22 protein-coding genes are annotated in these 21,630 nt (G+C 71.1%); 12 read left to right on the forward strand and 10 right to left on the reverse strand.

What is annotated here, in order from left to right; genetic code table 11:
- The first annotated feature begins 14 nt into the window (after positions 1-14).
- Positions 15-1,043 (forward strand): SIS domain-containing protein, encoded by a 1,029-nt coding sequence (locus tag ACQPZ4_RS05460; RefSeq protein WP_433066279.1) that lies wholly within the window; start codon positions 15-17, stop codon positions 1,041-1,043.
- A gap of 118 nt (positions 1,044-1,161) precedes the next feature.
- Here ACQPZ4_RS05460 and ACQPZ4_RS05465 read toward each other — a convergent pair whose 3' ends face one another.
- Positions 1,162-1,641: a hypothetical protein gene (locus ACQPZ4_RS05465; protein ID WP_433056749.1), complete on the reverse strand. Its 480-nt coding sequence runs from the start codon at positions 1,639-1,641 to the stop codon at positions 1,162-1,164.
- Between the two features lie 23 nt (positions 1,642-1,664).
- Between ACQPZ4_RS05465 and ACQPZ4_RS05470 the strand changes: the two genes are divergently transcribed.
- From ACQPZ4_RS05470 to ACQPZ4_RS05490, 5 genes are all read left to right on the forward strand, one after another.
- Positions 1,665-3,161: a sensor histidine kinase gene (locus tag ACQPZ4_RS05470; protein ID WP_433056751.1), complete on the forward strand. Its 1,497-nt coding sequence runs from the start codon at positions 1,665-1,667 to the stop codon at positions 3,159-3,161.
- A 391-nt stretch (positions 3,162-3,552) separates the two neighbouring features.
- Complete coding sequence (locus ACQPZ4_RS05475) at positions 3,553-5,241, forward strand: nitrite/sulfite reductase (protein ID WP_433056753.1); 1,689 nt, start codon at positions 3,553-3,555, stop codon at positions 5,239-5,241.
- Between the two features lie 154 nt (positions 5,242-5,395).
- A complete protein-coding gene (locus ACQPZ4_RS05480; RefSeq protein ID WP_433056755.1) occupies positions 5,396-6,112 on the forward strand; it encodes a phosphoadenylyl-sulfate reductase in 717 nt (238 codons plus the stop codon).
- Positions 6,109-6,831: a sirohydrochlorin chelatase gene (locus ACQPZ4_RS05485; protein WP_433056757.1), complete on the forward strand. Its 723-nt coding sequence runs from the start codon at positions 6,109-6,111 to the stop codon at positions 6,829-6,831. Before ACQPZ4_RS05480 ends, ACQPZ4_RS05485 begins: the two co-directional genes overlap by 4 nt.
- A gap of 38 nt (positions 6,832-6,869) precedes the next feature.
- The gene (locus ACQPZ4_RS05490; protein ID WP_433066282.1) at positions 6,870-7,184 is read left to right on the forward strand and encodes a zf-TFIIB domain-containing protein; all 315 of its coding nucleotides are present in this window, start codon (positions 6,870-6,872) and stop codon (positions 7,182-7,184) included.
- Between the two features lie 84 nt (positions 7,185-7,268).
- Here the strand turns inward: ACQPZ4_RS05490 and ACQPZ4_RS05495 are convergent, their stop codons facing one another.
- Positions 7,269-7,526: a WhiB family transcriptional regulator gene (locus tag ACQPZ4_RS05495; RefSeq protein WP_190257048.1), complete on the reverse strand. Its 258-nt coding sequence runs from the start codon at positions 7,524-7,526 to the stop codon at positions 7,269-7,271.
- Between the two features lie 381 nt (positions 7,527-7,907).
- Positions 7,908-8,846, reverse strand: coding sequence for a diacylglycerol/lipid kinase family protein (locus ACQPZ4_RS05500; RefSeq protein WP_433056759.1), 939 nt, complete (start codon positions 8,844-8,846; stop codon positions 7,908-7,910).
- A gap of 75 nt (positions 8,847-8,921) precedes the next feature.
- On the opposite strand from ACQPZ4_RS05500, the gene ACQPZ4_RS05505 reads away from it, so the two are divergent.
- Together ACQPZ4_RS05505 and ACQPZ4_RS05510 are read left to right on the forward strand one after the other, a co-directional pair.
- Positions 8,922-9,320 carry a hypothetical protein gene (locus ACQPZ4_RS05505; RefSeq protein WP_433056761.1) on the forward strand — a complete coding sequence of 133 codons (399 nt, stop codon included), beginning with the start codon at positions 8,922-8,924 and terminating at the stop codon, positions 9,318-9,320.
- Between the two features lie 137 nt (positions 9,321-9,457).
- On the forward strand, positions 9,458-10,159 hold the full coding sequence (locus tag ACQPZ4_RS05510; protein WP_433056763.1) for a FadR/GntR family transcriptional regulator: 702 nt from the start codon (positions 9,458-9,460) through the stop codon (positions 10,157-10,159).
- Between the two features lie 8 nt (positions 10,160-10,167).
- Here ACQPZ4_RS05510 and ACQPZ4_RS05515 read toward each other — a convergent pair whose 3' ends face one another.
- From ACQPZ4_RS05515 to sodN, 3 genes are all read right to left on the reverse strand, one after another.
- Positions 10,168-10,596, reverse strand: a complete 429-nt coding sequence (locus tag ACQPZ4_RS05515) for an ATP-binding protein (RefSeq protein ID WP_433056765.1) — start codon at positions 10,594-10,596, stop codon at positions 10,168-10,170.
- Positions 10,597-10,619: 23 nt separating this feature from the next.
- The gene (locus ACQPZ4_RS05520; RefSeq protein ID WP_433056767.1) at positions 10,620-11,105 is read right to left on the reverse strand and encodes an N-acetyltransferase family protein; all 486 of its coding nucleotides are present in this window, start codon (positions 11,103-11,105) and stop codon (positions 10,620-10,622) included.
- 66 nt (positions 11,106-11,171) lie between these two features.
- Positions 11,172-11,576: a superoxide dismutase, Ni gene (gene sodN / locus ACQPZ4_RS05525; protein WP_433056769.1), complete on the reverse strand. Its 405-nt coding sequence runs from the start codon at positions 11,574-11,576 to the stop codon at positions 11,172-11,174.
- A gap of 70 nt (positions 11,577-11,646) precedes the next feature.
- On the opposite strand from sodN, the gene ACQPZ4_RS05530 reads away from it, so the two are divergent.
- From ACQPZ4_RS05530 to ACQPZ4_RS05540, 3 genes are all read left to right on the forward strand, one after another.
- Positions 11,647-11,961 (forward strand): S24/S26 family peptidase, encoded by a 315-nt coding sequence (locus ACQPZ4_RS05530; RefSeq protein ID WP_433056771.1) that lies wholly within the window; start codon positions 11,647-11,649, stop codon positions 11,959-11,961.
- 107 nt (positions 11,962-12,068) lie between these two features.
- Complete coding sequence (locus ACQPZ4_RS05535) at positions 12,069-13,250, forward strand: NAD(P)-dependent malic enzyme (protein ID WP_433056773.1); 1,182 nt, start codon at positions 12,069-12,071, stop codon at positions 13,248-13,250.
- Between the two features lie 33 nt (positions 13,251-13,283).
- Complete coding sequence (locus ACQPZ4_RS05540; protein WP_433056775.1) at positions 13,284-14,228, forward strand: zinc-binding dehydrogenase; 945 nt, start codon at positions 13,284-13,286, stop codon at positions 14,226-14,228.
- 4 nt (positions 14,229-14,232) lie between these two features.
- On the opposite strand, the gene ACQPZ4_RS05545 is transcribed toward ACQPZ4_RS05540, so the two are convergent.
- Positions 14,233-14,862: a Pr6Pr family membrane protein gene (locus tag ACQPZ4_RS05545; RefSeq protein WP_433056777.1), complete on the reverse strand. Its 630-nt coding sequence runs from the start codon at positions 14,860-14,862 to the stop codon at positions 14,233-14,235.
- Positions 14,863-14,934: 72 nt separating this feature from the next.
- Between ACQPZ4_RS05545 and ACQPZ4_RS05550 the strand changes: the two genes are divergently transcribed.
- A complete protein-coding gene (locus tag ACQPZ4_RS05550) occupies positions 14,935-15,831 on the forward strand; it encodes an alpha/beta hydrolase family protein (protein ID WP_433056779.1) in 897 nt (298 codons plus the stop codon).
- 413 nt (positions 15,832-16,244) lie between these two features.
- Here ACQPZ4_RS05550 and ACQPZ4_RS05555 read toward each other — a convergent pair whose 3' ends face one another.
- From ACQPZ4_RS05555 to ACQPZ4_RS05565, 3 genes are all read right to left on the reverse strand, one after another.
- Positions 16,245-17,309, reverse strand: a complete 1,065-nt coding sequence (locus tag ACQPZ4_RS05555; protein WP_433056781.1) for an alpha/beta hydrolase family protein — start codon at positions 17,307-17,309, stop codon at positions 16,245-16,247.
- Between the two features lie 178 nt (positions 17,310-17,487).
- Positions 17,488-17,670 carry a DUF6104 family protein gene (locus tag ACQPZ4_RS05560; protein ID WP_433056783.1) on the reverse strand — a complete coding sequence of 61 codons (183 nt, stop codon included), beginning with the start codon at positions 17,668-17,670 and terminating at the stop codon, positions 17,488-17,490.
- Between the two features lie 76 nt (positions 17,671-17,746).
- The gene (locus tag ACQPZ4_RS05565; RefSeq protein ID WP_433056785.1) at positions 17,747-21,451 is read right to left on the reverse strand and encodes a multifunctional oxoglutarate decarboxylase/oxoglutarate dehydrogenase thiamine pyrophosphate-binding subunit/dihydrolipoyllysine-residue succinyltransferase subunit; all 3,705 of its coding nucleotides are present in this window, start codon (positions 21,449-21,451) and stop codon (positions 17,747-17,749) included.
- Positions 21,452-21,630: the final 179 nt, after the last annotated feature.

The raw sequence follows: 21,630 nt of genomic DNA on the forward strand, positions 1-21,630 counted from the left end.
AGCCCGGCGCCGGGATGAAGGCCGACATCGCCGAACAGCCGGAGGTGTTCGCGCGCCTGATCGACGAGCGCGCCGGCCAGATCGCCGAGATCGCCACGAAGATCGCCGAGTGGAAGCCGCGCAGCGTGGTGTTCACCGCGCGCGGCACGTCCGACCACGCCGCCCTCTACGCCGCCTACCTGACCGAGATCCGCCTCGGCATCCCGGCCGGGCTGGCGAGTCCGTCGGCGATGACGCTCTACGGTGCGCGCCCGGACATGCGGGACACGCTCGTCGTCGGGGTCAGCCAGAGCGGCGGCTCGCCCGACCTGCGCGAGGTCCTGCGGATCGCGCGCGAGCAGGGCGCGCACACCCTGGCCGTGACCAACAACGCCGAGTCGCCGCTGGCTCAGGCGGCCGAGCTGCACGTCGACGTGGTCGCCGGGCACGAGGTCGCGGTGGCGGCCACCAAGACCTACACCGCCGAGCTGCTCGCCCTGCTCATGCTCGTGGAGAGCGTGCGCGACGGCGGCGCCCTGCCGGCCGAGGAGCTCGCCGCGCTGCGCGAGCTGCCCGGGCACGCGGCGGCGCTGCTGGCCGACGACACCGCGGTCGACCTCGCCGCGCGGTACCGCTTCGCCGGGCGCCTGGTCACGACCGGCCGCGGGTACGCCTACCCGACCGCCCGCGAGACCGCGCTCAAGCTCATGGAGACCTGCTACCTGGCGGGCCTCTCGTTCTCCGGCGCCGACCTGCTGCACGGGCCGCTGGCCATGACCGACCCCGACGTGCCGGTGCTGGCCGTCGTCGGCAACGGCCCGGCCGGGCAGTCGATGCGCGACGTGGTCACCCGCCTCGGCGAGCGGCGCGCGGACACGGTCGTGTTCGGCCCCGCCGCGGTCGAGGGCGCCTCCGGCTGGGTGCGCACCCCGGACGTCGACGAGCGCTACGCGCCGCTGCTGGACATCCTGCCGCTGCAGCGCCTGGCCCTGTCGCTGGCCCTGCTGCGCGGCGAGAACCCGGACGCGCCGCGCGGCCTCAAGAAGGTGACGTCGACGCTGTAGCGGCGGCGAGGATGCCCGCGGGCCGGCCTTCGGCCAGCGCGCGGGCTCAAGAAGGTGACGTCGACGCTGTAGCGGCGGCGAGGATGCCCGCGGGCCGGCCTTCGGCCAGCGCGCGGGCTCAAGAAGGTGACGTCGACGCTGTAGCGGCTGCGGCGGCCGTGGCCGCCGTGACCGGGATCACCGCGGGCCGGCCCTCGGCCAGGTCCTTGGTCTGGAACGTCAACGCCGGGCGGTCGCCCACCGAGAGCTGGTAGGCCGCCCGGCTGCCCGACACGTTGCGCTGCTCGAACGCGAAGTTGCAGTCGAAGCTCGTCCCGTCGGGCGCGAGCACCCCGGCACTGAGCTGGGCCGCGGCGATCGCATGCCCGCTGCCGTCCGCGATCCGCACGGTGCCGCCCTGGTACACGTCCGGCACCGTCGACGGCGCCAGGCACGCGCTGCCCGTGACCCCGGCGGCGGCGCCGGCGACGCTGACGTACCCCTGCAACAGGAAGCCGTCGGGCTTGGACTTCTCGTCGTGGCGACCGGCCCAGCCGCAGCCACCGAGGGAAAAGCCCAGCGAGAGCACCAACAGCAGGGGAACCAGCAAACGCCGCACCCGGCAACCTTAGTCTTGTTCTCGTGTCCACCCTGCGCGACCTCGTCGAGGAGCACACGAGCCTCGAGCCCGACGACATCGAGCACCTGCACCGGCTGGCCGGTGACTGGCAGATCGTGTCCGACCTCAGCTTCGCCGACCTGCTCATGTGGGTGCCGATCGAGGTGCGCGGCGAGTTCATCTGCGTCGCCCAGGTGCGCCCCACCACCGCGGGCACGGCCTACCAGGACGACCAGGTCGGCCGGATCGCCGGCGGCCCCGAGGTCGCGCACCTGGCCATCGTGCGCCAGCAGGGGCGCATCTGGCGGGAGGGCGACCCCGTCTGGTACGGCGACATGCCCGCCCGCCACGAGGCGATCCCCGTGCGCCGGCGCGGCCACCAGAAGGTCATCGCCGTGCTCGGGCGGGACACCAACCTGAGCACCGCGCGCACCCCGGCCCAGCTGGAGCTCAACTACCTGACCACGGCCGACGACCTGGCCCAGATGATCGCCGACGGCAGCTGGCCGCCGCCGCGGCACCCGGGGGAGACCACGAGCGCGCCGCGCATCGGCGACGGGCTGGTGCGCCTGGACGCGACCGGCAAGGTCACCTACGCCAGCCCGAACGCGCAGTCCGCGTACCGGCGGCTGGGACTCGCCGCCCACCTGGTGGGCGAGAGCCTGGCCGAGACGACCGGCCGGCTGGTCGACGACCCGCTGGAGGGCGCCGACGCGACCGACCGCATCCACCAGGCCCTGCACGGGGAGGCCCCGGCCCGCAAGGAGCTCGAGGCCCGCGGCGCCACCGTGCTCATGCGCGCGCTGCCGCTCATGCCGGCCGGGGTGCCGATCGGGGCGCTCGTGCTGGTCCGGGACATCACCGAGGTCCGGCGCCGGGACCGGCAGCTGATGACCAAGGACGCGACGATCCGGGAGATCCACCACCGGGTCAAGAACAACCTGCAGACCGTCGCCGCGCTGCTGCGCCTGCAGGCCCGGCGGGTGGGCGTCCCGGCCGCGCGGCACGCATTGGAGGAGTCGGTACGCCGGGTCGCCTCCATCGCCCTGGTGCACGAGACGCTGTCGATGTCGCCGGAATCCTCGGACGAGGCGGTCGAGTTCGACGGGATCGTGGACCGGGTGGCGGCGGCCGCGGTGGAGGTCGGCGCGACCGGGTTCAACGTGGCGGTACGCCGGGAGGGCGACTTCGGGGTGCTGCAGGCCGAGATCGCCACGCCGCTGGTCATGGTCCTCAACGAGCTGCTGCAGAACGCCGTCGAGCACGCCTTCGAGCCGGTCGCCCCGGACGCGCCCGAGGTGGTGGTCTCGGTGCACCGGTTCCGCAAGCAGCTGCACGTGACCGTGGCCGACAACGGCAAGGGGCTGCCCGAGGGCTTCGACCTGGACTCCAGCGAGCGGCTCGGGCTGCAGATCGTGCGCACCCTGGCGACGGGGGAGTTGCGCGGCACGATCGAGCTGCGGCGGCGGGCCGAGGGCGGCACCGAGGCGGTCATGGTGGTACCGCTGGCCAAGCGGTGAATCCAACCGCACTGTGGGACAGGCCGCGGGGCGCCGCGGCCGGACCGCAGTATGTTGACCCTCAATTCCTATCGGCTGAGTCTTATTCCGGTTACCCGCATGTCAAATCGCGTTGAGAGAACCCTCACGTGGGCGTGGCGTAAGGACCGCTCTCCGTGGAAGACTGCACCCTATGCACGCTGCTTCTCTGCGGCTCGTCAGCCGCCGACACGTTGACTACGGTCGCGTGCGCAGCGCCATCTGTCCGGCTTGCTGAACGCCGCCCGCAGAATTTTTCCCGGGTGCGCGACTTCGCGCCGGAATCGCAATGACATCGACGTCATTCGTTCCCCGTCTGTATGGGAACGGTCGGCGCTTGGTCGCGTGCTCTCAATCCTGAGAGGACGCCGACATGTCGGTGAACACTGTCCGCGGTCGTGGTGCGGCCGGAGGCCGTCCCCGCGGTGAGGGGCAGTGGGCCCTGGGGCACCGCGAGCCGCTCAATCCGAACGAGCGCAGCAAGAAGGACGACAACCCGCTCAACGTGCGGGCCCGCATCGAGAACATCTACGCGCACCGCGGCTTCGACTCGATCGACCCCGCCGACCTGCGCGGCCGGTTCCGCTGGTACGGGCTCTACACCCAGCGCCGACCCGGGATCGACGGCGGGCGCACCGCCGTGCTGGAGCCCGAGGAGCTCGACGACCGCTACTTCATGCTGCGCATCCGCAGCGACGGCGGCCAGCTCTCGCTCGCCCAGCTGCGCGCGATCGCCTCGATCTCGCAGCGCTTCGCCCGCGACACCGCCGACGTCACCGACCGGCAGAACATCCAGCTGCACTGGATCGAGATCGAGAACGTGCCGACCATCTGGCAGGAGCTCGAGGCGGTCGGCCTGTCCACCATGGAGGCCTGCGGCGACAGCCCGCGGGTGATCCTGGGCAGCCCCATCGCCGGCGTGGCCGAGGCCGAGGTGCTCGACCCGACCGAGGCGATCGCCGAGATCAACCGGCGCTTCATCGGCGACCCGGAGCTGTCCAACCTGCCGCGCAAGTTCAAGTCCTCGATCTCGTGGCTGCCCGACACCCCGTACGAGGCCAACGACATCTCGTTCGTGGGCGTGATCCACCCGGAGCACGGCCCCGGCTTCGACCTCTGGGTCGGCGGCGGGCTGTCCACCAACCCGATGCTCGCGGTGCGCCTCGGCGTGTGGGTGCCGCTGCACGAGCTGGCCGACGTCTGGCACGGCGTGATCAAGATCTTCCGCGACTACGGCTACCGCCGGCTGCGCAGCCGCGCCCGGCTGAAGTTCCTGGTGGCGGACTGGGGCGCGGACCAGTTCCGGCAGATCCTGGAGAACGAGTACCTCGGCCGCCGCCTGATCGACGGGCCGGCGCCCGACCTGCCGGAGAAGCCGGTCGACCACGTCGGCGTGCACAAGCAGTGGGACGGCAAGTTCTACGTCGGCGCCGCCCCGATCGCCGGGCGCAGTTCCGGCACCCAGTTGGCCGAGGTGGCCGGCCTGGCCGAGCAGCACGGCTCGGATCGGGTGCGGCTCACGCCGTACCAGAAGATCCTGGTCCTGGACATCGCCGAGGGCGACACCGACTCGCTGGTCGAGGGCCTGGCCAAGGTCGGCCTGGAGGCCCGCCCGTCGCCGTGGCGGCGCAGCACGATGGCCTGCACCGGCATCGAGTTCTGCAAGCTCGCGATCGTCGAGACCAAGGCCCGCGCGGCGGAGCTCATCGAGCACCTCGAGCACAAGGTCGCGGAGCTCGACGCCGACATCTCCATTCACCTCAACGGCTGCCCGAACGCGTGCGCCCGCACCCAGGTCGCCGACATCGGGCTCAAGGGCATGCTCGTCCGCGACGACAACGGCGACATGGTCGAGGGCTTCCAGATCCACCTCGGCGGCGGGCTGGGCATGGCGGCGGGGCAGACGGCCGGCTTCGGCCGGAAGCTGCGCGGCCTCAAGACCACCGCCGCCGGCCTGCCCGAGTACGTCGAGCGGGTCGCCAACCACTACCTGGCCGGGCGCGAGTCCGGCGAGTCCTTCGCCCGCTGGGTGATGCGCGCTCCGGAAGAGGAACTGCGATGAGCGAGCGCATGGCCCCGCTGCACTGCCCGTACTGCGGCGAAGAGGATCTCCGACCCCACGAGGACGCGCATGGCGCATGGGAGTGCCGCAGCTGCGCGCGCGTCTTCTCACTGAAGTTCCTGGGACTGGCGGCGAACGCTTTGGAGGCGAAGCGATGAGCAGCACGACCGTGGCCCGCACCGCGCAGGAGTCCATCGAGCTGGCGACCAGCGCGTCCGCGCAGCTGGAGGGCCAGACCGCCGAGAAGATCGTCGAGTGGGCGGCCGGCCAGTTCGGCGAGCGGTTCTGTGTGACCAGCTCGTTCGCCGACGCCGTGCTCGCGCACGTGGTGTCGAAGGTGGTGCCCGGCGTGCCGGTCATCTTCCTCGACACGGGCCTGCACTTCGCCGAGACGCTGCGGGTACGCGAGATCGTCCAGCGCACCCTGCCGGTGACCGTGCGCTCGATCCGGCCCCGCCAGACCGTCGCCGAGCAGGACGCCGAGTTCGGGCCGCGGCTCTACGCCCGCGACCCCGACGAGTGCTGCTTCCTGCGCAAGGTCGAGCCGCTGGAGCGGGCCCTGGAGGACTACGACGCGTGGGCCGCCGGCCTGCGCCGCGACGAGTCGCCGAGCCGCGCCAACACGCCGATCGTGAGCTTCGAGCGGGCCCGCGGCAAGTTCAAGGTCGCCCCGCTGGCGCTGTGGACGCAGGCCGACGTGGACCAGTACATCTCCCGCTACAACGTGCCCGTGAACGCGCTCATGCGGCAGGGGTACGCCTCGGTCGGCTGCTGGCCGTGCACGCGCCGCACGCCTCCGGGTGGCGACCCGCGCAGCGGGCGCTGGGCGGCGTTCGACAAGACCGAGTGCGGGCTGCACACCTCCGGATGACCGCTGTCCTGCTCGTGGCCCACGGGTCCGCGGACCCACGGGCGGCCGCGGCCACTCGCGCTCTGACGCGGGCGGTCGCGGCCCAACGGCCCGGCCTGGACGTGCGCTGCGCGTTCCTCGACCACGCCGGTCCGCGCCCCGGCGAGCAGCTGGCGGCGTTCGCGGCGCTCGGCCACCGGGCCGCCGCCGTCGTGCCGCTGCTGCTCACCAACGCCTTCCACGGCCGCTTCGACCTGCCCGCGGTGCTGGACCGGGCCCGGGCCGAGGGCCTGGACCTCGACGTCACCACGACCGACGTGCTCGGCGCCGGCGCGCCCGCGCTGCTGCTCTCGGCCCTGCGCCGGCTGCTGCCCCCGGTCCGCTTCGACGGCGTCGTGCTCGCCGCCGCCGGCACCCGCGACGACCTGGCCCGCCACTCCGTCGACCAGGCGGCCGCGGCCCTGGGGGCGGCGCTGGGCGTGCCGTGCACGCCCGCCTATGCCTCGGCCTCGCCGATCACCGGCGCCGTCGCGGTGGAGACCCTGCGCGCCCGCGGCTGCACGCGGATCGCCGTCTCCTCGTACTTCCTCGCCCCCGGCAAGCTGCACGAGCTCGTGGTCGCCTCGGCGGCCGGGGCCGGCGCGCTGGAGCCGGTCGCGCCGCCGCTGTGCGCGCACGTGGACGTCGCCCGTCTCGTGGTGTCCCGGATCGGGGATTTCGCGCTCGTACGGGCCGCCTAGACCGTCCAGTGGCGCGTTGCGGTTACCGTTGACGGATGATGACTTGCCCCAAGTGCCGTGGCGAGATGCGCCAGTTCGAGCGCAGCGGTGTCACCGTCGACCAATGCCTGGAGTGCCGGGGGATCTTCCTGGACCGCGGTGAGCTGGAGCGTCTCGTCGACGCCGAGCAGGCCTGGCAGGGCCGCCACCAGCCGCAGGCGTCGCACGGCGGCTATCCGCAGCAGCCCTATCAGCAGCAGCCTTATCAGCAGCAGCCGTACCCGCCGGCCCACGGCGGCTATGGGCATTACGGCCATCACAAGAAGCACCGCCGCCATCACCGTGAGAGTTTCTTCGGCGAGCTGTTCGACTGACGCATCGCTTTCGGCGGAATGCAACAACGCCCCGGCCGAATCGGCCGGGGCGTTCGCTGTCTAGGTGCGTATTGGGATTGAGGCTCAGGCAGAGTGAGCGCGGACCCGCAGGCCGCCGCGACGCTTCATCAGGCGACGCTCGTCTTCGCTCATTCCGCCCCAGACACCTGCGTCCTGACCGGAGTCGAGGGCCCACTGGAGGCACTCGGAGGTCACGGAGCAGCGCTGGCAGACCGCCTTCGCCTGCTCAACCTGCAGCAGCGCCGGACCGGAAGTCCCAATGGGGAAGAACAGCTCCGGGTCCTCGTCGCGGCAGAGGGCATGGTGGCGCCAGTCCGACATGGCGGCAACACTCCTTGTTTTTTTCGCGGATCGTTGTTGGTGATTCCCGTTATGCATCTCATGTAACGGTTCGGCTAGGCGGAGCCTGAAGATCCGTTGCATGTGTGCGGGCAACGCTCAGTGGTCGTTTCGCTTGTGAATGCTTTCACGAACTACCGCGATGTCAAGGGGTCCAAACCAAAAAAATCCAAGTCGGTGAGCAAGCTCACGCACTGTTTGTCCGATTTTATGGCGACTGGTAACCCTGGATCGCAACAGTCAGTGACCAATGTAGTACGGTTTGGTCAACGACCGGAGGGCTTTCGGAGATGCGGCCGCGGTGTCTCTGTCGCGACTCTCTGCAACTTTCTCCCCCTTCGGTGGTCGATCGCCGGGGGTGACTCAACACACTACGCGCAAGGCCCCCGGCACCGACGCGAAATCCAACTTGTCGACCTCGCCGAGGTACTCCCCGTCCACCTGATAGGCGATGGGTTTGGCGGCGGTCAGGGTGAAGCCCGGCAAATCGTGCAGCCGGAGCACCTGCTTGCCCTTCGGCACCCGGTTCTCCGACACCAGCTGCGCCACGGTGCGCGCGGTGCTGGCCACCTGGAGCTCCCGGAGGCCCAGCACGTCCAGCCCAGTGTCGAACGAGGCGCGCGGATTGGGACTGACGCGCCGCTCACCGATGAAGGTCCACGGTGCCGTGTTCTGCACCAGCATCCACGTTAGCCCGCTTGTGGCCGGTTCGCCCGGTAACTGCATCGTGAGGAGCGGCACGCGGCGATTCGTGGCCGCGAATTGCGCCATGAACGCGCGGAAATACAGCAGCGGCGTGGACGTCGAGCCCTTGTGCCGGGCCTGGTCGACGCGGCGGACGACCTCGGCGTCGATGCCGAGCCCGGCGCAGAAGGTGAAATAGCGGTCGTCGGCCCGGCCCAGCCCGATCAGCCGCTCGCGCCGGTCGCGCAGCGCCTCCAGGATCGCGCCGGTGCCCTCGGCCCAGTCGCTGGGCAGCCCGAGCGCGCGGGCGAAGACGTTGGTGGAGCCGCCGGGCACGACCGCGAGCGCCGGGCGGTCCTGGGCGCGGTTCGCGGCGGCGCCGCCGTCGAAGGTCATCAGGCCGTTGACGGCCTCGTTGACGGTGCCGTCGCCGCCGAGCGTGACGACGAGGTCCATCCCGTCCCGGGCCGCGTCGCGGGCGAGATCGACGGCGTGCCCCCGGCGGCGCGTGTAGGCCACATCGAGGTCGACCTGGCTGCGCAGGGCCCGCACCAGGATGTCCCGGCCGCGCTGGGTGGTGGTCGTCGCATTCGGGTTGACCACCAGGAGGGCTCGCACGGGTCGCACTGTACCCGCTTCCGTGCACGATAAGGTTGGGCCCGTGAGGATGTCGTGAGCAGGAGGGACACGCAGGTGAGCGGGGCCGAGACAGTTCCCGATCGAACCCCGGCGACGTTGCGCTGGGCGGTGCGGCTCCTGCTCGTCGAGGGGGCCGGCCTGCTGCTCGTGACGCTCTGGCTGGTGTATCTCGACCTCACCGCCGACGCCGCCTCGGCCCCCGGCGCGGTGGCGGTGACCGTGTATCTCGCCCTGATGACCGTGTGCTTCCTCGGCTTCGGCTACGCCCTGCACCGCCGCCGGCGCTGGGCCCGCGGCCCCGGGATCGTGGTCACGATGCTGCAGATGCCGCTCGGGCTGACGATGGCGCAGAGCGGGTTGCCGTACATCGGCGTGCCGCTCTTCGTGCTCGGGCTGACCGGCGCCGTGCTGCTGTTCGCGCCCGCCACGCGGATCGCTCTGGGTGTTCGTTAGATCAATTGCTGTGCGGCAAGCGCTCGTTCTCCGGACGCCTGATTCGTCTGGCGGACAGAAATTTGTATCGCACAGGTGGTCCGATATCTCAGAGTGACCGATCCGCAAACGGTTTCAGTGCTCTACGCTCGGTTGTCGTGACGGTCGCTCCCGCCTATCAGGTCCTTGCCGAGCGCATCCGCGACGACATCATGTCCGGGCAGCTGCGCCCTGGGGAGCGCCTGCCCACCGAGCCGCAGCTGTGTGAGAAGTCCGGACTGTCGCGCTCGACGGTGCGCGAGGCCCTGCGCCTGCTGAGCAGCCAGCACCTGATCGTGACCATGCGCGGGGTCAACGGCGGCAGCTTCGTGGCCGAGCCCGACGCGTCCGCCCTGGGCGAGACCCTCTCCGACGGGGTCGGCCTGCTGCTGGCCAGCGGGGCCGTGACCGGGGAGGACTTCCTCGAGGTACGCCGGATGCTCGAGGTCCCGGCCGCCGGCCTGGCCGCCGCCCGGCGCGAGCCGCACCACCTCGCCGAGCTCGAGCGCGCGATGTTCGACCCGGAGCACGACGACCTGGCCCGGCGCATCGAGGCGCACGCCGCCTTCCACCTCGCCGTCGCCGCCGCGACCGGAAACTCCCTGCTCGGGCTGGTCGTGCGGCCGTTGTACAGCCTGGCCAACCGCGAGGCGGTGGAGCGGGTGTCGCCGCCGCCGTTCTGGCGGGCGGTGGATCGCGATCACCGGGAGCTGCTGGAGGCGATCCGCGCCCAGGACGTGGCCCGCGCGATGGAGCTGGCCCGCGCGCACATCGACAACATCCGCCCGGCCGAGCACCTGGCCGACGTGGTCGCGCTCTAGGACGGGCTTCAGGTCGGGCGGCGCTTGGTCAGGCGGATGCCGGCCTGGTGCGCGTCGACCGTGGCCGAGACCTCGTCGGCCAGGGCGCTGAGCACCTGCCACGCGAAGGACTCGCCGCCGGGGAGGTGCTCGTCGGGCGAGCCCAGCGGCACGGTCGTGTACACCGTGAGCGCGTCACTCGTGACGGTGAAGCGGCAGGAGAGCTCGACGGTGTCGCCCAGCTGCGGGGTGTCGGCGGCGACCGCCAGCAGCATCGCGCAGGCCTCGTCGACCGCGATGCGCAGGTCCTCGATCTCGTCCAGGGTGAACTGCAGGCGCGCGGCCAGCCCGGCCGTCGCCGTGCGCAGGACGCCGAGGTATGCGGGCGATGCCGGCACGGCCAGCAGCACCACATCGTCGCCGTCGGCGCCGGACCTTTTACGAACGACCTGCGTCACGCTTGACCCCCTCGCCCGCGACTCTACGACGTCGGCGCACCCGCCGACGCGGCGAGTGCTTCCAGCGGCGCGCCGGACAGACGGTACGGCACCCATTCGGACTTCGGCTCGGCCCCGAGGTGCTCGTAGAACTGCCGCGCCGGGTTCCAGTCCAGCACGCCCCACTCCAGGCGGCGGTACCCGTGCGCGACGCAGACCGCGGCCAGGGCGGCCAGCAGGGCCTTCCCCGTTCCGCCGCCCCGCGCGGCCGGCCGCACGTAGAGGTCCTCGAGGTACACGCCGTGCACGCCCTCCCACGTGGAGTACGTGAGGAACCACAGCGCCATCCCGGCCGGTGCGCCGTCGACCACCGCGACGTGACAGAACACCGCGGGTGAAGGGCCGAAGAGCGCGGCCTGCAGTTGTACCTCGCTGAGGTGGCACAGGTCGCGCGCGCGCTCGAAGTCGGCGAGCTCGTACACCATCTCCACGAGCGCCGGAACGTCGGCCGGTTCGGCGGGGCGGATCATTCGTCTCCTTGAAAGCACGACCCCCACCCCGCGGGCGCGGGATGGGGGAGGGCCGATGGGTTGGGCTCAGGCCTGCTTGGTCTCCCAGAAGATCTTCGCGATCTCGTCGATCTTCCCGAGCAGCTGCTCGGCGACGGCCGGGTCGGTCTTGCCCTTGGCGCCGGAGGCGCCCGCGAGCTTCGTGGCCTCGTTGAACAGGCCGTGCAGCTGCGGGTACTTCTCGAAGTGGTTGGGCTTGAAGTAGTCGGTCCACAGCACCCACAGGTGGTGCTTCACGAGCTCGGCCCGCTGCTCCTTGATGATGAGGGCCCGGGTGCGGAACTCGGGGTCCTCGTTGGCCTGGTACTTCTCGGAGATTGCCTTGACGGACTCGGCCTCGATTCGGGCCTGCGCCGGGTCGTAGACACCACACGGCAGGTCGCAGTGGGCGCTCACCACAGTGCGCGGGGTGAAAAGCCGCGACAGTCGCATCGAACCCTCCAGGGTGATTTGCGATGATCCTCAGTAGCTGACCCTACTCCTATCCACGTTCGGGGATTTCATGCGCCTGCCGTGGTTTGCGGCACTCGTATCCGGCCCCTCGATGGTGCCGACGCTGCGCTCCGGGGACCGGATTCTGGTGCGGCGCACGGGATCCGCGCGCCCCGGCGACGTGGTGGTCGCGGCGTTCCGCAGCCGGCCCGGCCTGCTGGTGGTCAAGCGCGTGGAACGGGCCGACGGCGACGGGTGGTGGGTGGTCGGCGACAACCCGTTCGGCAGCGATGATTCCGCGCGGTACGGCCGCGCCGACATCGTCGGCCGTGTGACATTTCGCTGGTGGCCACAACCGGTGCGCCTGCGACGCGTCCCACGCTAAGGTGAGGCGGATACGGGCGACCCCCGGCCGCACAGCCGCACATTCTTTCGCGCTTTCACCCGCGCCGCGCGTCCTTCCTGTATCAAAGCCGTGGCAAAGGAGCCCCCGTGCTTACATCCGTGTCCAATTCCGTCTCAGATCCCGTCTTCGAGCTGCATACCGGCGGCAAGCTCGCGGTGCAGTCGACGGTCCCGCTGGCCACTCGCGAGGACCTCTCCCTGGCCTACACCCCCGGCGTGGCCCGCGTCTGCGAGGCGATCGCCGCGGACGAGTCGCTCGTGCACTCCCTCACCTGGGTCGGCAAGGCCGTGGCCGTCGTGACCGACGGCTCCGCGGTGCTCGGCCTGGGCAACATCGGCCCGCGCGCGGCGATGCCGGTGATGGAGGGCAAGGCGGTGCTGTTCAAGCAGTTCGGCGGCGTGGACGCGGTGCCGATCTGCCTCGACACCCAGGACCCGGACGAGATCGTGCGGATCGTGACCGCGCTGGCGCCGTCCTTCGGGGGGATCAACCTCGAGGACATCTCGGCGCCGCGCTGCTTCGACATCGAGCGGCGGCTGGAGGAGACGCTGCCGATCCCGGTCTTCCACGACGACCAGCACGGCACCGCGATCGTGGTGCTGGCCGCCCTGCGCAACGCGTGCAAGGTGCTCGGCCGCGGCCTGGGCGACCTGCGCATCGTGGTCAGCGGCGCGGGCGCGGCGGGCGTCGCGGTGACCCGCATGCTGATCAGCGGCGGCGCGGACGCGGGCGAGATCGTGGTGCTGGACTCGCGCGGCTGCCTGCACGGCGGGCGCGGCGACCTCAACCCGGCCAAGGCCGCGCTGGCCGCCGAGACCAACGCCGGCGGCGTGACCGGCGACATCGCCTCCGCCCTGCGCGGCGCCGACGTGCTCATCGGCGTCTCCGGCGGCACCATCGGCGAGGCCGCGCTGGCCGGGATGGCGCCCGACGGCGCGATCTTCGCCCTGGCCAACCCGACGCCCGAGGTGCACCCGGAGATCGCCGCGCGCTACGCCGGCGTGGTCGCCACCGGCCGCAGCGACTTCCCCAACCAGATCAACAACGTGCTGGCCTTCCCGGGCATCTTCCGCGGCGCGCTGGAGGCCGGCGCGACCCGGATCAGCGACGGCATGAAGGTGGCCGCGGCCGAGGCCATCGCGGCCGTGCTCAGCCCCGGCGAGCTCGCGCCCGACACCATCGTGCCGAGCGCCCTGGACCCGCGGGTGGCCCCGGCCGTGGCGGCCGCGGTCGCCGACGCCGCCCGCCGCGACGGCGTGCTCCGTTAACGATTATTAAGGTCGAGGAATAGGGTCACGGATATGCGTGCCGCATTCGCAACAGCGTTCAACGATGCCGACCCGCTCTCCGTGCTCGAGGTCGGCGATGCTCCGGAGCCGGCGCCCCAGGACGGCTGGGCCGTGGTGGAGGTGCGCGCGAGCGCCCTCAACCACCACGACCTCTGGTCGCTGCGCGGCGTCGGCCTCCGCGAGGAGCAGCTGCCGATGATCCTCGGCTGCGACGCCGCGGGCATCGGCCCGGACGGCTCCGAGGTCGTCGTGTACCCCGTGGTGTACACCGAGAAGGGCGACTTCACGATCCTGTCCGAGCACTTCCAGGGCACGGTCGCGGAGCGGGTCACGGTCCCGGCGTACAACCTGGTCCCGAAGCCCGCCGAGCTGACCTTCGCCGAGGCGGCCTGCCTGCCCACGGCCTGGCTGACCGCCTACCGCATGCTCACCACCAGGGGCCGCCTGGAGGCCGGCGGCGCGGTGCTGGTGCAGGGGGCGGGCGGGGGCGTGGCCACGGCGGCGGTGCTGCTCGGCCAGGCTCTGGGCGCCCGGGTGTACGCCACGAGCCGCGACGCCGCCAAGCGCGAGCGGATCGAGGCGCTGGGGGCCAAGGCGTTCGAGCCCGGCGCCCGCCTGCCGGAGCGCGTGGACGTGGTCGTCGAGACGGTCGGCGAGGCCACGTTCGACCACTCGATGAAGTCCGCCAAGATGGGCGGCCGGATCGTGGTCTCCGGCGCCACCAGCGGTCACCTGCCGCAGGTGAACCTGCGCCGGGTGTTCGCCCTGCAGCTGGAGATCCTGGGCACCAGCATGGGCACGCCGGAGGAGCTGGCCGACCTGATGGCCCTGCTCGCCCGCACCGGCATCCGCCCGGTCATCGACTCGGTGGTGCCGTTCTCGGAGGCGCGCAAGGCCTTCGAGCTGCTGCACTCCGGCGACGTCTTCGGCAAGGTCGTGCTCGACCACACCAGCTGAGCGCTCAGACCCCGGCCGTGTCCTGCACAGCCGGGGTCTCGGCGGTGGCGCGCCGGGTCAGCACCCGCCGCAGCGCCACCCCCAGGCCGATGAGGGCCAGGCCGAGCAGGAAGAACGCCACCGTGAACCCGAGCGACGTCTCGGTGACGCCGAGCGCGCCCAGCTTGTTGACGTCGATGAACGGGTACGGGTACTCGTGCACGAAGGCCCCGCGGACCATCGCGAAGACCAGGTAGGCCAGCGGGTACCCGAGCCACGCGGCCGCGTACCACCAGCGCACCCGCTCCCGCTCGACCAGCAGCCAGGTGACCGCGGCCAGGATCGGCACCGCCGAGTGCAGCAGCAGGTTGTGCACCGTGTGCGCGCCGTCGTCCTCCTGGAAGAACGGGCTGGACGGGTTGGCCAGCAGCGTGTGGTACACGATCCCGGTGATGCAGCTGTAGAGCGTCGCCGCGCCGCGAATCCACGCCGGGACTCCCCGGAACACCGCCACCGCCGACACCGCGGCGATGATGACGGCGCTCTGCACGGTGAAGTACACGAAGGACGAGGGGTCGCCGCCGTTCCACACGAGCAGCGCCACGATCCCGCCCACCGCGCACACGGCGGTCAGCGCCCGGAACACGACTGTCATGCGCGGAAGGTAGCCGGAATTCGCCCTTCTTGGAAGCGGTCGTTCGCGAGCTCCGCTCGTACCGTTGGTGCCATGCGCCCGCGCAAGCTCGCCGCCGCCGTGCTCGCCGCCGCCCTCGTGGCCGGCTGCACGACGGACCAGGCCCCGGCCCGCCGCGTCGCCGCCTCCCCCTCGGCGGCGCCGACGATGCAGGGCGCCCTGGCCGCGGTACAGCTGCCGCCGCCCTTGGCCCTTCCGCCCGCAGGGCTGGCGGTGTCGTCGCAGCAGGTGACGTACACCCGCCAAGGACGCACGATCCGGACGGTCGTCTGGGCCCCCGACCGGGCCGGCCGCTACCCCGCGGTCCTGTTCAGCCACGGCCTCAACGGCACGCCCGAGTCCTTCGCCCCGCTGCTGCAGACCTGGGCGGCGGCCGGCTTCGTGGTGATCGCCCCGGCGTACCCGAACACGACCAAGGGCGCCCCCAGCTTCGACGTGTACGACGTGCTGAACCAGCCCGACGACGCGAAGTACGTGCTCGGCCAGGTCCTGGCGGGCGCGCTGGGCAAGCGCATCGACGCCACCCGCCTGGCCGCGGCGGGCCACTCGGCCGGCGCGATCACGACGGTCGGCCTGTTCACGGCGGCCCGCGACCCCCGCCTGCGCGCCGGGGTGATCCTGGCCGGCAGCGGTTTGGGCGTCGGTACCGACTTCCAGGGCACCCCGGCCGCCCTGTTCTTCGTCCACGGCTCCGCGGACCCGCTGGTCACCTACGAGAGCGGCAAGGCCACGTACGACCAGGTCCCGTGGGCCAAGGCGATGCTGACCATCCCGGGCGGCAACCACAACGACCCGTACCTGCGCCCGTCGAGCGCCGCCTACCAGACGGTCGCGACGAGCACGCTGCAGTTCCTGCGCCTGGAGCTGTACGGCGACGCCAAGGCCCGCTCGTCGCTCGCCCCCACCACAGACCTGGACTCGCACCTGTAGCGAGCGGGCGAGCCGCTGGGCGCCCAACGGCGCGCCGAGGCCGTGCCGCGCGAGCCGCGGCGTGGGATGGGCGGGCCCATTGAACGGCTCGCGGCGATGCGGTCACGCGCCGGTGGCAGCGGCCGCCATGTGCAGGACGCCGGGCCGCGATGGCGTGCCGCGCGCCGAGGCCGCGCCCGTTGACGTTCGGTGCCTCGTCGGGGTGGGGTGGTTTTGAGGGGGTGTGGGTGGAGCTTGCTCCCCCACCGCTTTGGAGACACGGCCTAACCCGACCGGGGGAGAGTGCCCACGATCCGACACTCGACGGGCGCTGCTGGTCAGGGCGGCGTCGGTAATGTGTCCGCCATGCCCGATGAGCGCATTGACCCCAGTCAGAACACGCAGGCGTTTCAGGCCTGGGTGGACAACAACAATCAGCGCGCGCCCGAGCCGGCCAGGTCCAGGACCCCGCTCTGGGTCGGGCTCGGCGTGGCCGTTGCCGTGGTCGTCGTGGTGGTGCTGTTCGTCGCGCTGGGCTGAGCCCCGGTGTCGATGCCCGACGACTCGAAGTGGGTGTAGCCCGCCAGCGTGGCGTCGCTCGTGAGGCGCAGGCGGGAGACGTCGTCGCCGTTGAGGGCGAAGTCGAGGAAGTCCAGCAGCGTGGCCAGCACCTGCACGTGGCCGCGCTCGGGGTCGTTGGTGCCGGCGCCGTGTTCGCCGCCCTCGATGGTCAGGAAGGCCTTGGGCCACGGGTCCTTGCCGTACGACTCGCGGCCCTGGCTGTAGGCGACCACCGGGTCCTTGTCCCCGTGCACGAACAGCATCGGCACCGGTGAGCCCTTGTAGGCCGCGGTCGGCCGGCCCGCGAAGATGACGCCGACCTTGAGCCGCGGGTCGCGCTTGCCGGTGAAGAGCCAGTTCGTGGTGGTACCGCCGCCCGAGTGCCCGATCGCGCCGAGCCGGTCCGCGTCGATGCTGCCGGCCAGCGGGTTGCCCGCCTTCATCAGCTCGGTGATCACGTACGAGGCGTCGACGGCCTGGTTGGGCACGTCGGTCTTGTCGAACTTGGGCCCGTCCTTCTTGGTGAACGGGTAGGCCGGGGCGGCGACGATGTACCCGGACTCGGCCAGGAACTTCGTCATGCCCTCCTGCATCTCCGGGTTGCTGTAGAAGCCGTGGCTCCACAGGATCAGCGGAAACTCGCCCGGCAACGGCGTCGCGTCGACCTGCACGCGGCCGCGGGTCTGGCGGGCCGAGCCGCGCACCGGGTACCAGACCGTCGTCGGCAGCGGCCGGTTCTTGCCGCGGGCGAACGAGAAGTGCCGGACGCCGACGGCGTGCGGGGTCTTGGCGCTGGTGTCGACGGCGGCGGCGCCGGCCGGGGTGGTGAAGGGCGTCCCGCCGTCGTCACTGCCGGACGCGGCAAAAGCGCCGCCCAGGATCAGCAGGGCGGCGGTCAGGAGCGACACGGTTGCGGTTCGGGTGCGACGCGGGGGCACGGGAAAAATGTAAGGGCGAAGTGTGGTACCCCCATATCGCCCGACTGGGGACATTCGATTGGCTTGCCGGACTACACCAGGATGTCATTGGATGACCCATTTGGACGACATCGCTACCCTCACCTGCCCGAAGCCGGGGAATAGGTGAGGAGAAATGCGTAAATAGTCCGAAATACGGCTATTCGTCGTCACCCTCGTCGTCGAGCCGGGCCAGGTAGACGGCCAGCCGCTCGATCGGGGTCTCGAACTCCGGGTTGAGGTCGACGAAGTCGCGCAGGCGCTCGGCCAGCCACTCGATCGAGACCTCTTCCTCGCCGCGGCGCTGGGCGAGCTCCTCGATGCCGCGATCGGTGAAGTACATGGGGGACAGCCTCCAGGAAAGAGAGAACGGGGGCACGGCGGCGAACCGTCGTGCCCCCGCGAGGTACCAGAGCGATCTAGTGCTTCGGCAGCGCCGCCTCGATCAGCGCCTGCTGCTCGGCGTCGTGCAGCTTCGTCGAGCCGACGGCGGGGGCCGCGGCGGCCGGGCGGGAGATCCGGCGCAGGCCGACGCCCTGCAGCTGCTCGAGCAGGTTGAGCGCGATGAACGACCAGGCGCCCTGGTTGGCCGGCTCCTCCTGGACCCAGGCGAAGTCCTCGGCGTTGGGGTACTGCTCCAGTGCCGCCGTGAGCTCCTCGATCGGCATCGGGTAGAGCTGCTCGACGCGCAGGATCGCGGTGTCGGTGATGCCGCGGTCGGCGCGCGCCTGGAGCAGGTCGTAGAAGACCTTGCCCGAGCAGAGCAGGACCCGCTTGATGCCGGCCGGGTCGAGCGCGGTGCCCTTCACGCCCGGGTCGCCCAGGACCGTCTCGAACGTGCCGGTGGTGAAGTCCTCGACGCTCGACACGCACAGCCGGTGCCGCAGCAGCGACTTGGGCGTGAAGACCACGAGCGGCTTCTTCTTCGGCGAGAGGGCCTGGCGGCGCAGCAGGTGGAAGTGGTTGGCCGGGGTGGTCGGCACCGCCACGCGCATGTTGTCCTCGGCGCACAGCTGCAGGTAGCGCTCCAGGCGCCCGGACGTGTGGTCAGGCCCCTGGCCCTCGTGCGAGTGCGGCAGCAGCAGCGTGACCGAGGCCAGCTGGCCCCACTTGACCTCGCCGGAGGAGATGAACTCGTCCACGATCGACTGGGCGCCGTTGACGAAGTCGCCGAACTGCGCCTCCCACATGACCAGCGCGTCGGGGTTCTCCACGGAGTACCCGTATTCGAAGCCCATCGCCGCGAACTCCGACAGCAGCGAGTCGTAGACGAAGAGCTTCGCGTTGTCCTTCATCAGCGAGGACACCGGCAGGTAGTCGGTGCCGGTCTCGGCGTCGACGATCGCCGCGTGGCGCTGCACGAACGTGCCGCGCCGCGAGTCCTGGCCGGAGAGGCGGACCGTGACGCCGTCGTGGACCAGCGAGCCGAACGCGATGATCTCGCTGAAGCCCCAGTCGATGTCGCCCTCGGCGGCCATCTTGGCGCGCCGGTCGAGCAGCTGCTGGACGCGCTTGTGCGGGGTGAAGCCGTCGGGCAGCTTCACGTGCGCCTCGCCGATCGCGCGCAGCACCGACTCGTCGATCTTGGTCTCGACCACCGGCTCCGGCTCCGGCTCGCGCAGCCGGGTCAGCCGCGCCGCGGGCGAGGAGGACGCGTCGCGGGTCGCCTTGAACACCGTCTCGAGCTGCTCGTGGTAGTCCTTGAGCAGGGCCTCGGCCTCGGTGATCGGGATGTCGCCGCGGCCGATGAGCTCCTCGGTGTAGATCTTCCGGACCGAGCGCTTCTGGTCGATGATCGCGTACATCAGCGGGTTGGTCATCGAGGGGTCGTCGCCCTCGTTGTGGCCGCGCCGGCGGTAGCAGACCAGGTCGATCACGACGTCCTTGTTGAACGCCTGGCGGTACTCGAACGCGAGCCGCGCCACCCGCACGACGGCCTCGGGGTCGTCGCCGTTCACGTGGAAGATCGGCGCCTGGATCATGCGCGCCACGTCGGTCGAGTAGAGCGAGGAGCGCGAGTACTCCGGGGCGGTGGTGAAGCCGACCTGGTTGTTGACCACGACGTGGACCGTGCCGCCGGTGCGGTAGCCGCGCAGCTGCGAGAGGTTCAGCGTCTCGGCCACCACGCCCTGGCCCGCGAAGGCCGCGTCGCCGTGGATGAGCAGCGGCAGGACCGTGTAGCCCTCGAGCTTGAGGTCGATCTTGTCCTGCTTGGCCCGCACGATGCCCTCGAGGACCGGGTTCACGGCCTCCAGGTGCGACGGGTTCGCGACGACCGAGACGGTGGTCGCGTGCTCGCCGTCCGGGTGCGTGTACTTGCCGGTCATGCCCAGGTGGTACTTCACGTCGCCCGAGCCGTGCGCCGACTTGAGGTCCAGGTGCCCCTCGAACTCGGAGAAGATCTTCTCGTACGGCTTGCCGACGATGTTGGCCAGCACGTTGAGCCGGCCGCGGTGGGCCATGCCGATGACGACCTCGTCGAGCTCGCCCTCGGCGGAGTTCTGCAGGATCTCGTCGAGCAGCGGGATCAGCGACTCGCCGCCCTCCAGCGAGAACCGGCGCTGGCCGACGTACTTGGTCTGCAGGAAGGTCTCGAACGCCTCGGCCGCGTTGAGCCGGTTGAGGATGTGCTTCTGCTCCTCGGTGGTCGGCTTCTCGTACGGCTTCTCGACCCGCTCGGCGATCCAGCGCCGCTCCTCCGGGTCCATGATGTGCATGTACTCCACGCCGACCCGGCGGCAGTACGAGTCGCGCAGGACGCCGAGCACGGCCCGCAGCTTCATCTTCTGCTTGCCGGAGAACCCGCCGACCGGGAACATGCGGTCGAGGTCCCACAGGGTCAGCCCGTGCTCGAGGACGTCGAGGTCCGGGTGGCGGCGGATGCGGAACTCGAGCGGGTCGGTGTCGGCCATGAGGTGGCCGCGCACCCGGTAGGCGTGGATGAGCTCGACGACCCGGGCCGCCTTGTCGATCTGGCCCTCGGAGGTGCGGGCCACGTCGCGGACCCAGCGCACCGGCTCGTAGGGGATGCGCAGCGCGGTGAAGATCTGGTCGTAGAAGCCGTGCTCGCCGAGCAGCAGCTCGTGCATGACCTTCAGGAACTCGCCGGACTGCGCGCCCTGGATGATCCGGTGGTCGTAGGTGCTGGTCAGCGTGATGATCTTGCTGATGCCCAGCTCGGCGAGGGTCTCGTCGGACATGCCGGCGTACGGCGCGGGGTACTCCATCGCGCCCACGCCGACGATCGCGCCCTGGCCGGTCATCAGCCGCGGCATCGAGTGCACGGTGCCGATGCCGCCCGGGTTGGTCAGCGAGACCGTGGTGCCGGCGTAGTCGTCCATGGTCAGCTCGTTGCGCCGGGCGCGGCGCACGATGTCCTCGTAGGCGGACCAGAACTGCCGGAAGTCCATCGCCTCGGCGCCCTTGATGCTGGGCACCACCAGCGAGCGGGACCCGTCCGGCTTGGCCAGGTCGATCGCGATGCCGAGGTTGACGTGCTCGGGCTCGACGAGGGTCGGCTTGTTCTCGACCTCGGCGAAGCTGTTGTTCATCTCCGGGTGCGCGGCCAGCGCCCGGACCAGCGCGTATCCGATCAGGTGGGTGAACGACACCTTCCCGCCGCGGCCGCGGGCGAGGTGGTTGTTGATCACGATCCGGTTGTCGGAGAGCAGCTTGGCCGGGACGGCGCGCACGCTCGTGGCGGTCGGCACCTCCAGCGAGGCGTCCATGTTCTGCACGATGCGCGCGGCGACACCACGCAGCGTGACGTGCTTCGCGCCGCCGGCGGGGGCGGGGGTCTCCTTGGTCGGCGCGGGCTTGCTGGCCGGTACGGCCTTCTTCTCGACCTTCTCGACCGGCTTGGCCGCGGGCTTCGCGGCCGGCTTCTCCGCGGGCTTGGCCGGCGCGGCCTTCGCGGGCGCGGCGGCGGCCGGGGTGGTGGCCGCGGCGGCGGGGGCAGCGGTCTCGTCAGGCGCCGGCTTGTAGTCCGCGAAGAAGTCGTGCCACGCGGAGTCCACGCTGGCCGGGTCGGCGAGGTAGCGCTGGTACATGTCCTCGACGATCCACTCGTTCGGGCCAAATCCCGCCAGCGGATTCTCCTGCGAGTTGGTCGCTTGGGTCGACACGGCTCTTGATCGCCTCTTCCAAACGCGAGTTGCTAGGGGTTACGGATGTCCGGTCCTTTAGGCTACGCGCTGCCTAACGCTCGTTCGTCGCCGACGCCGCCGGAGTGACCATGTAGACGAGCGGTCCGGCTTCTCACCCTTACAACTGTGGCCGCCCGGAGGCGGCCACAGTTGTCCAA

The sequence above is a fragment of the Dactylosporangium sp. CS-033363 genome (assembly GCF_050942475.1).
GTDB lineage: Bacteria > Actinomycetota > Actinomycetes > Mycobacteriales > Micromonosporaceae > Dactylosporangium.

Bases quoted from the DNA above. Each gene is read 5' to 3' on its own strand.
- ACQPZ4_RS05460 (WP_433066279.1), top strand. From the start codon at position 15: ATGAAGGCCGACATCGCCGAACAGCCGGAGGTGTTCGCGCGCCTGATC.
- ACQPZ4_RS05475 (WP_433056753.1), top strand. From the start codon at position 3,553: ATGTCGGTGAACACTGTCCGCGGTCGTGGTGCGGCCGGAGGCCGTCCC.
- ACQPZ4_RS05480 (WP_433056755.1), top strand. From the start codon at position 5,396: ATGAGCAGCACGACCGTGGCCCGCACCGCGCAGGAGTCCATCGAGCTG.
- ACQPZ4_RS05485 (WP_433056757.1), top strand. From the start codon at position 6,109: ATGACCGCTGTCCTGCTCGTGGCCCACGGGTCCGCGGACCCACGGGCG.
- ACQPZ4_RS05490 (WP_433066282.1), top strand. From the start codon at position 6,870: ATGACTTGCCCCAAGTGCCGTGGCGAGATGCGCCAGTTCGAGCGCAGC.
- ACQPZ4_RS05495 (WP_190257048.1), bottom strand. From the start codon at position 7,526: ATGTCGGACTGGCGCCACCATGCCCTCTGCCGCGACGAGGACCCGGAG.
- ACQPZ4_RS05520 (WP_433056767.1), bottom strand. From the start codon at position 11,105: ATGATCCGCCCCGCCGAACCGGCCGACGTTCCGGCGCTCGTGGAGATG.
- sodN (WP_433056769.1), bottom strand. From the start codon at position 11,576: ATGCGACTGTCGCGGCTTTTCACCCCGCGCACTGTGGTGAGCGCCCAC.
- ACQPZ4_RS05530 (WP_433056771.1), top strand. From the start codon at position 11,647: ATGCGCCTGCCGTGGTTTGCGGCACTCGTATCCGGCCCCTCGATGGTG.
- ACQPZ4_RS05540 (WP_433056775.1), top strand. From the start codon at position 13,284: ATGCGTGCCGCATTCGCAACAGCGTTCAACGATGCCGACCCGCTCTCC.
- ACQPZ4_RS05545 (WP_433056777.1), bottom strand. From the start codon at position 14,862: ATGACAGTCGTGTTCCGGGCGCTGACCGCCGTGTGCGCGGTGGGCGGG.
- ACQPZ4_RS05550 (WP_433056779.1), top strand. From the start codon at position 14,935: ATGCGCCCGCGCAAGCTCGCCGCCGCCGTGCTCGCCGCCGCCCTCGTG.
- ACQPZ4_RS05560 (WP_433056783.1), bottom strand. From the start codon at position 17,670: ATGTACTTCACCGATCGCGGCATCGAGGAGCTCGCCCAGCGCCGCGGC.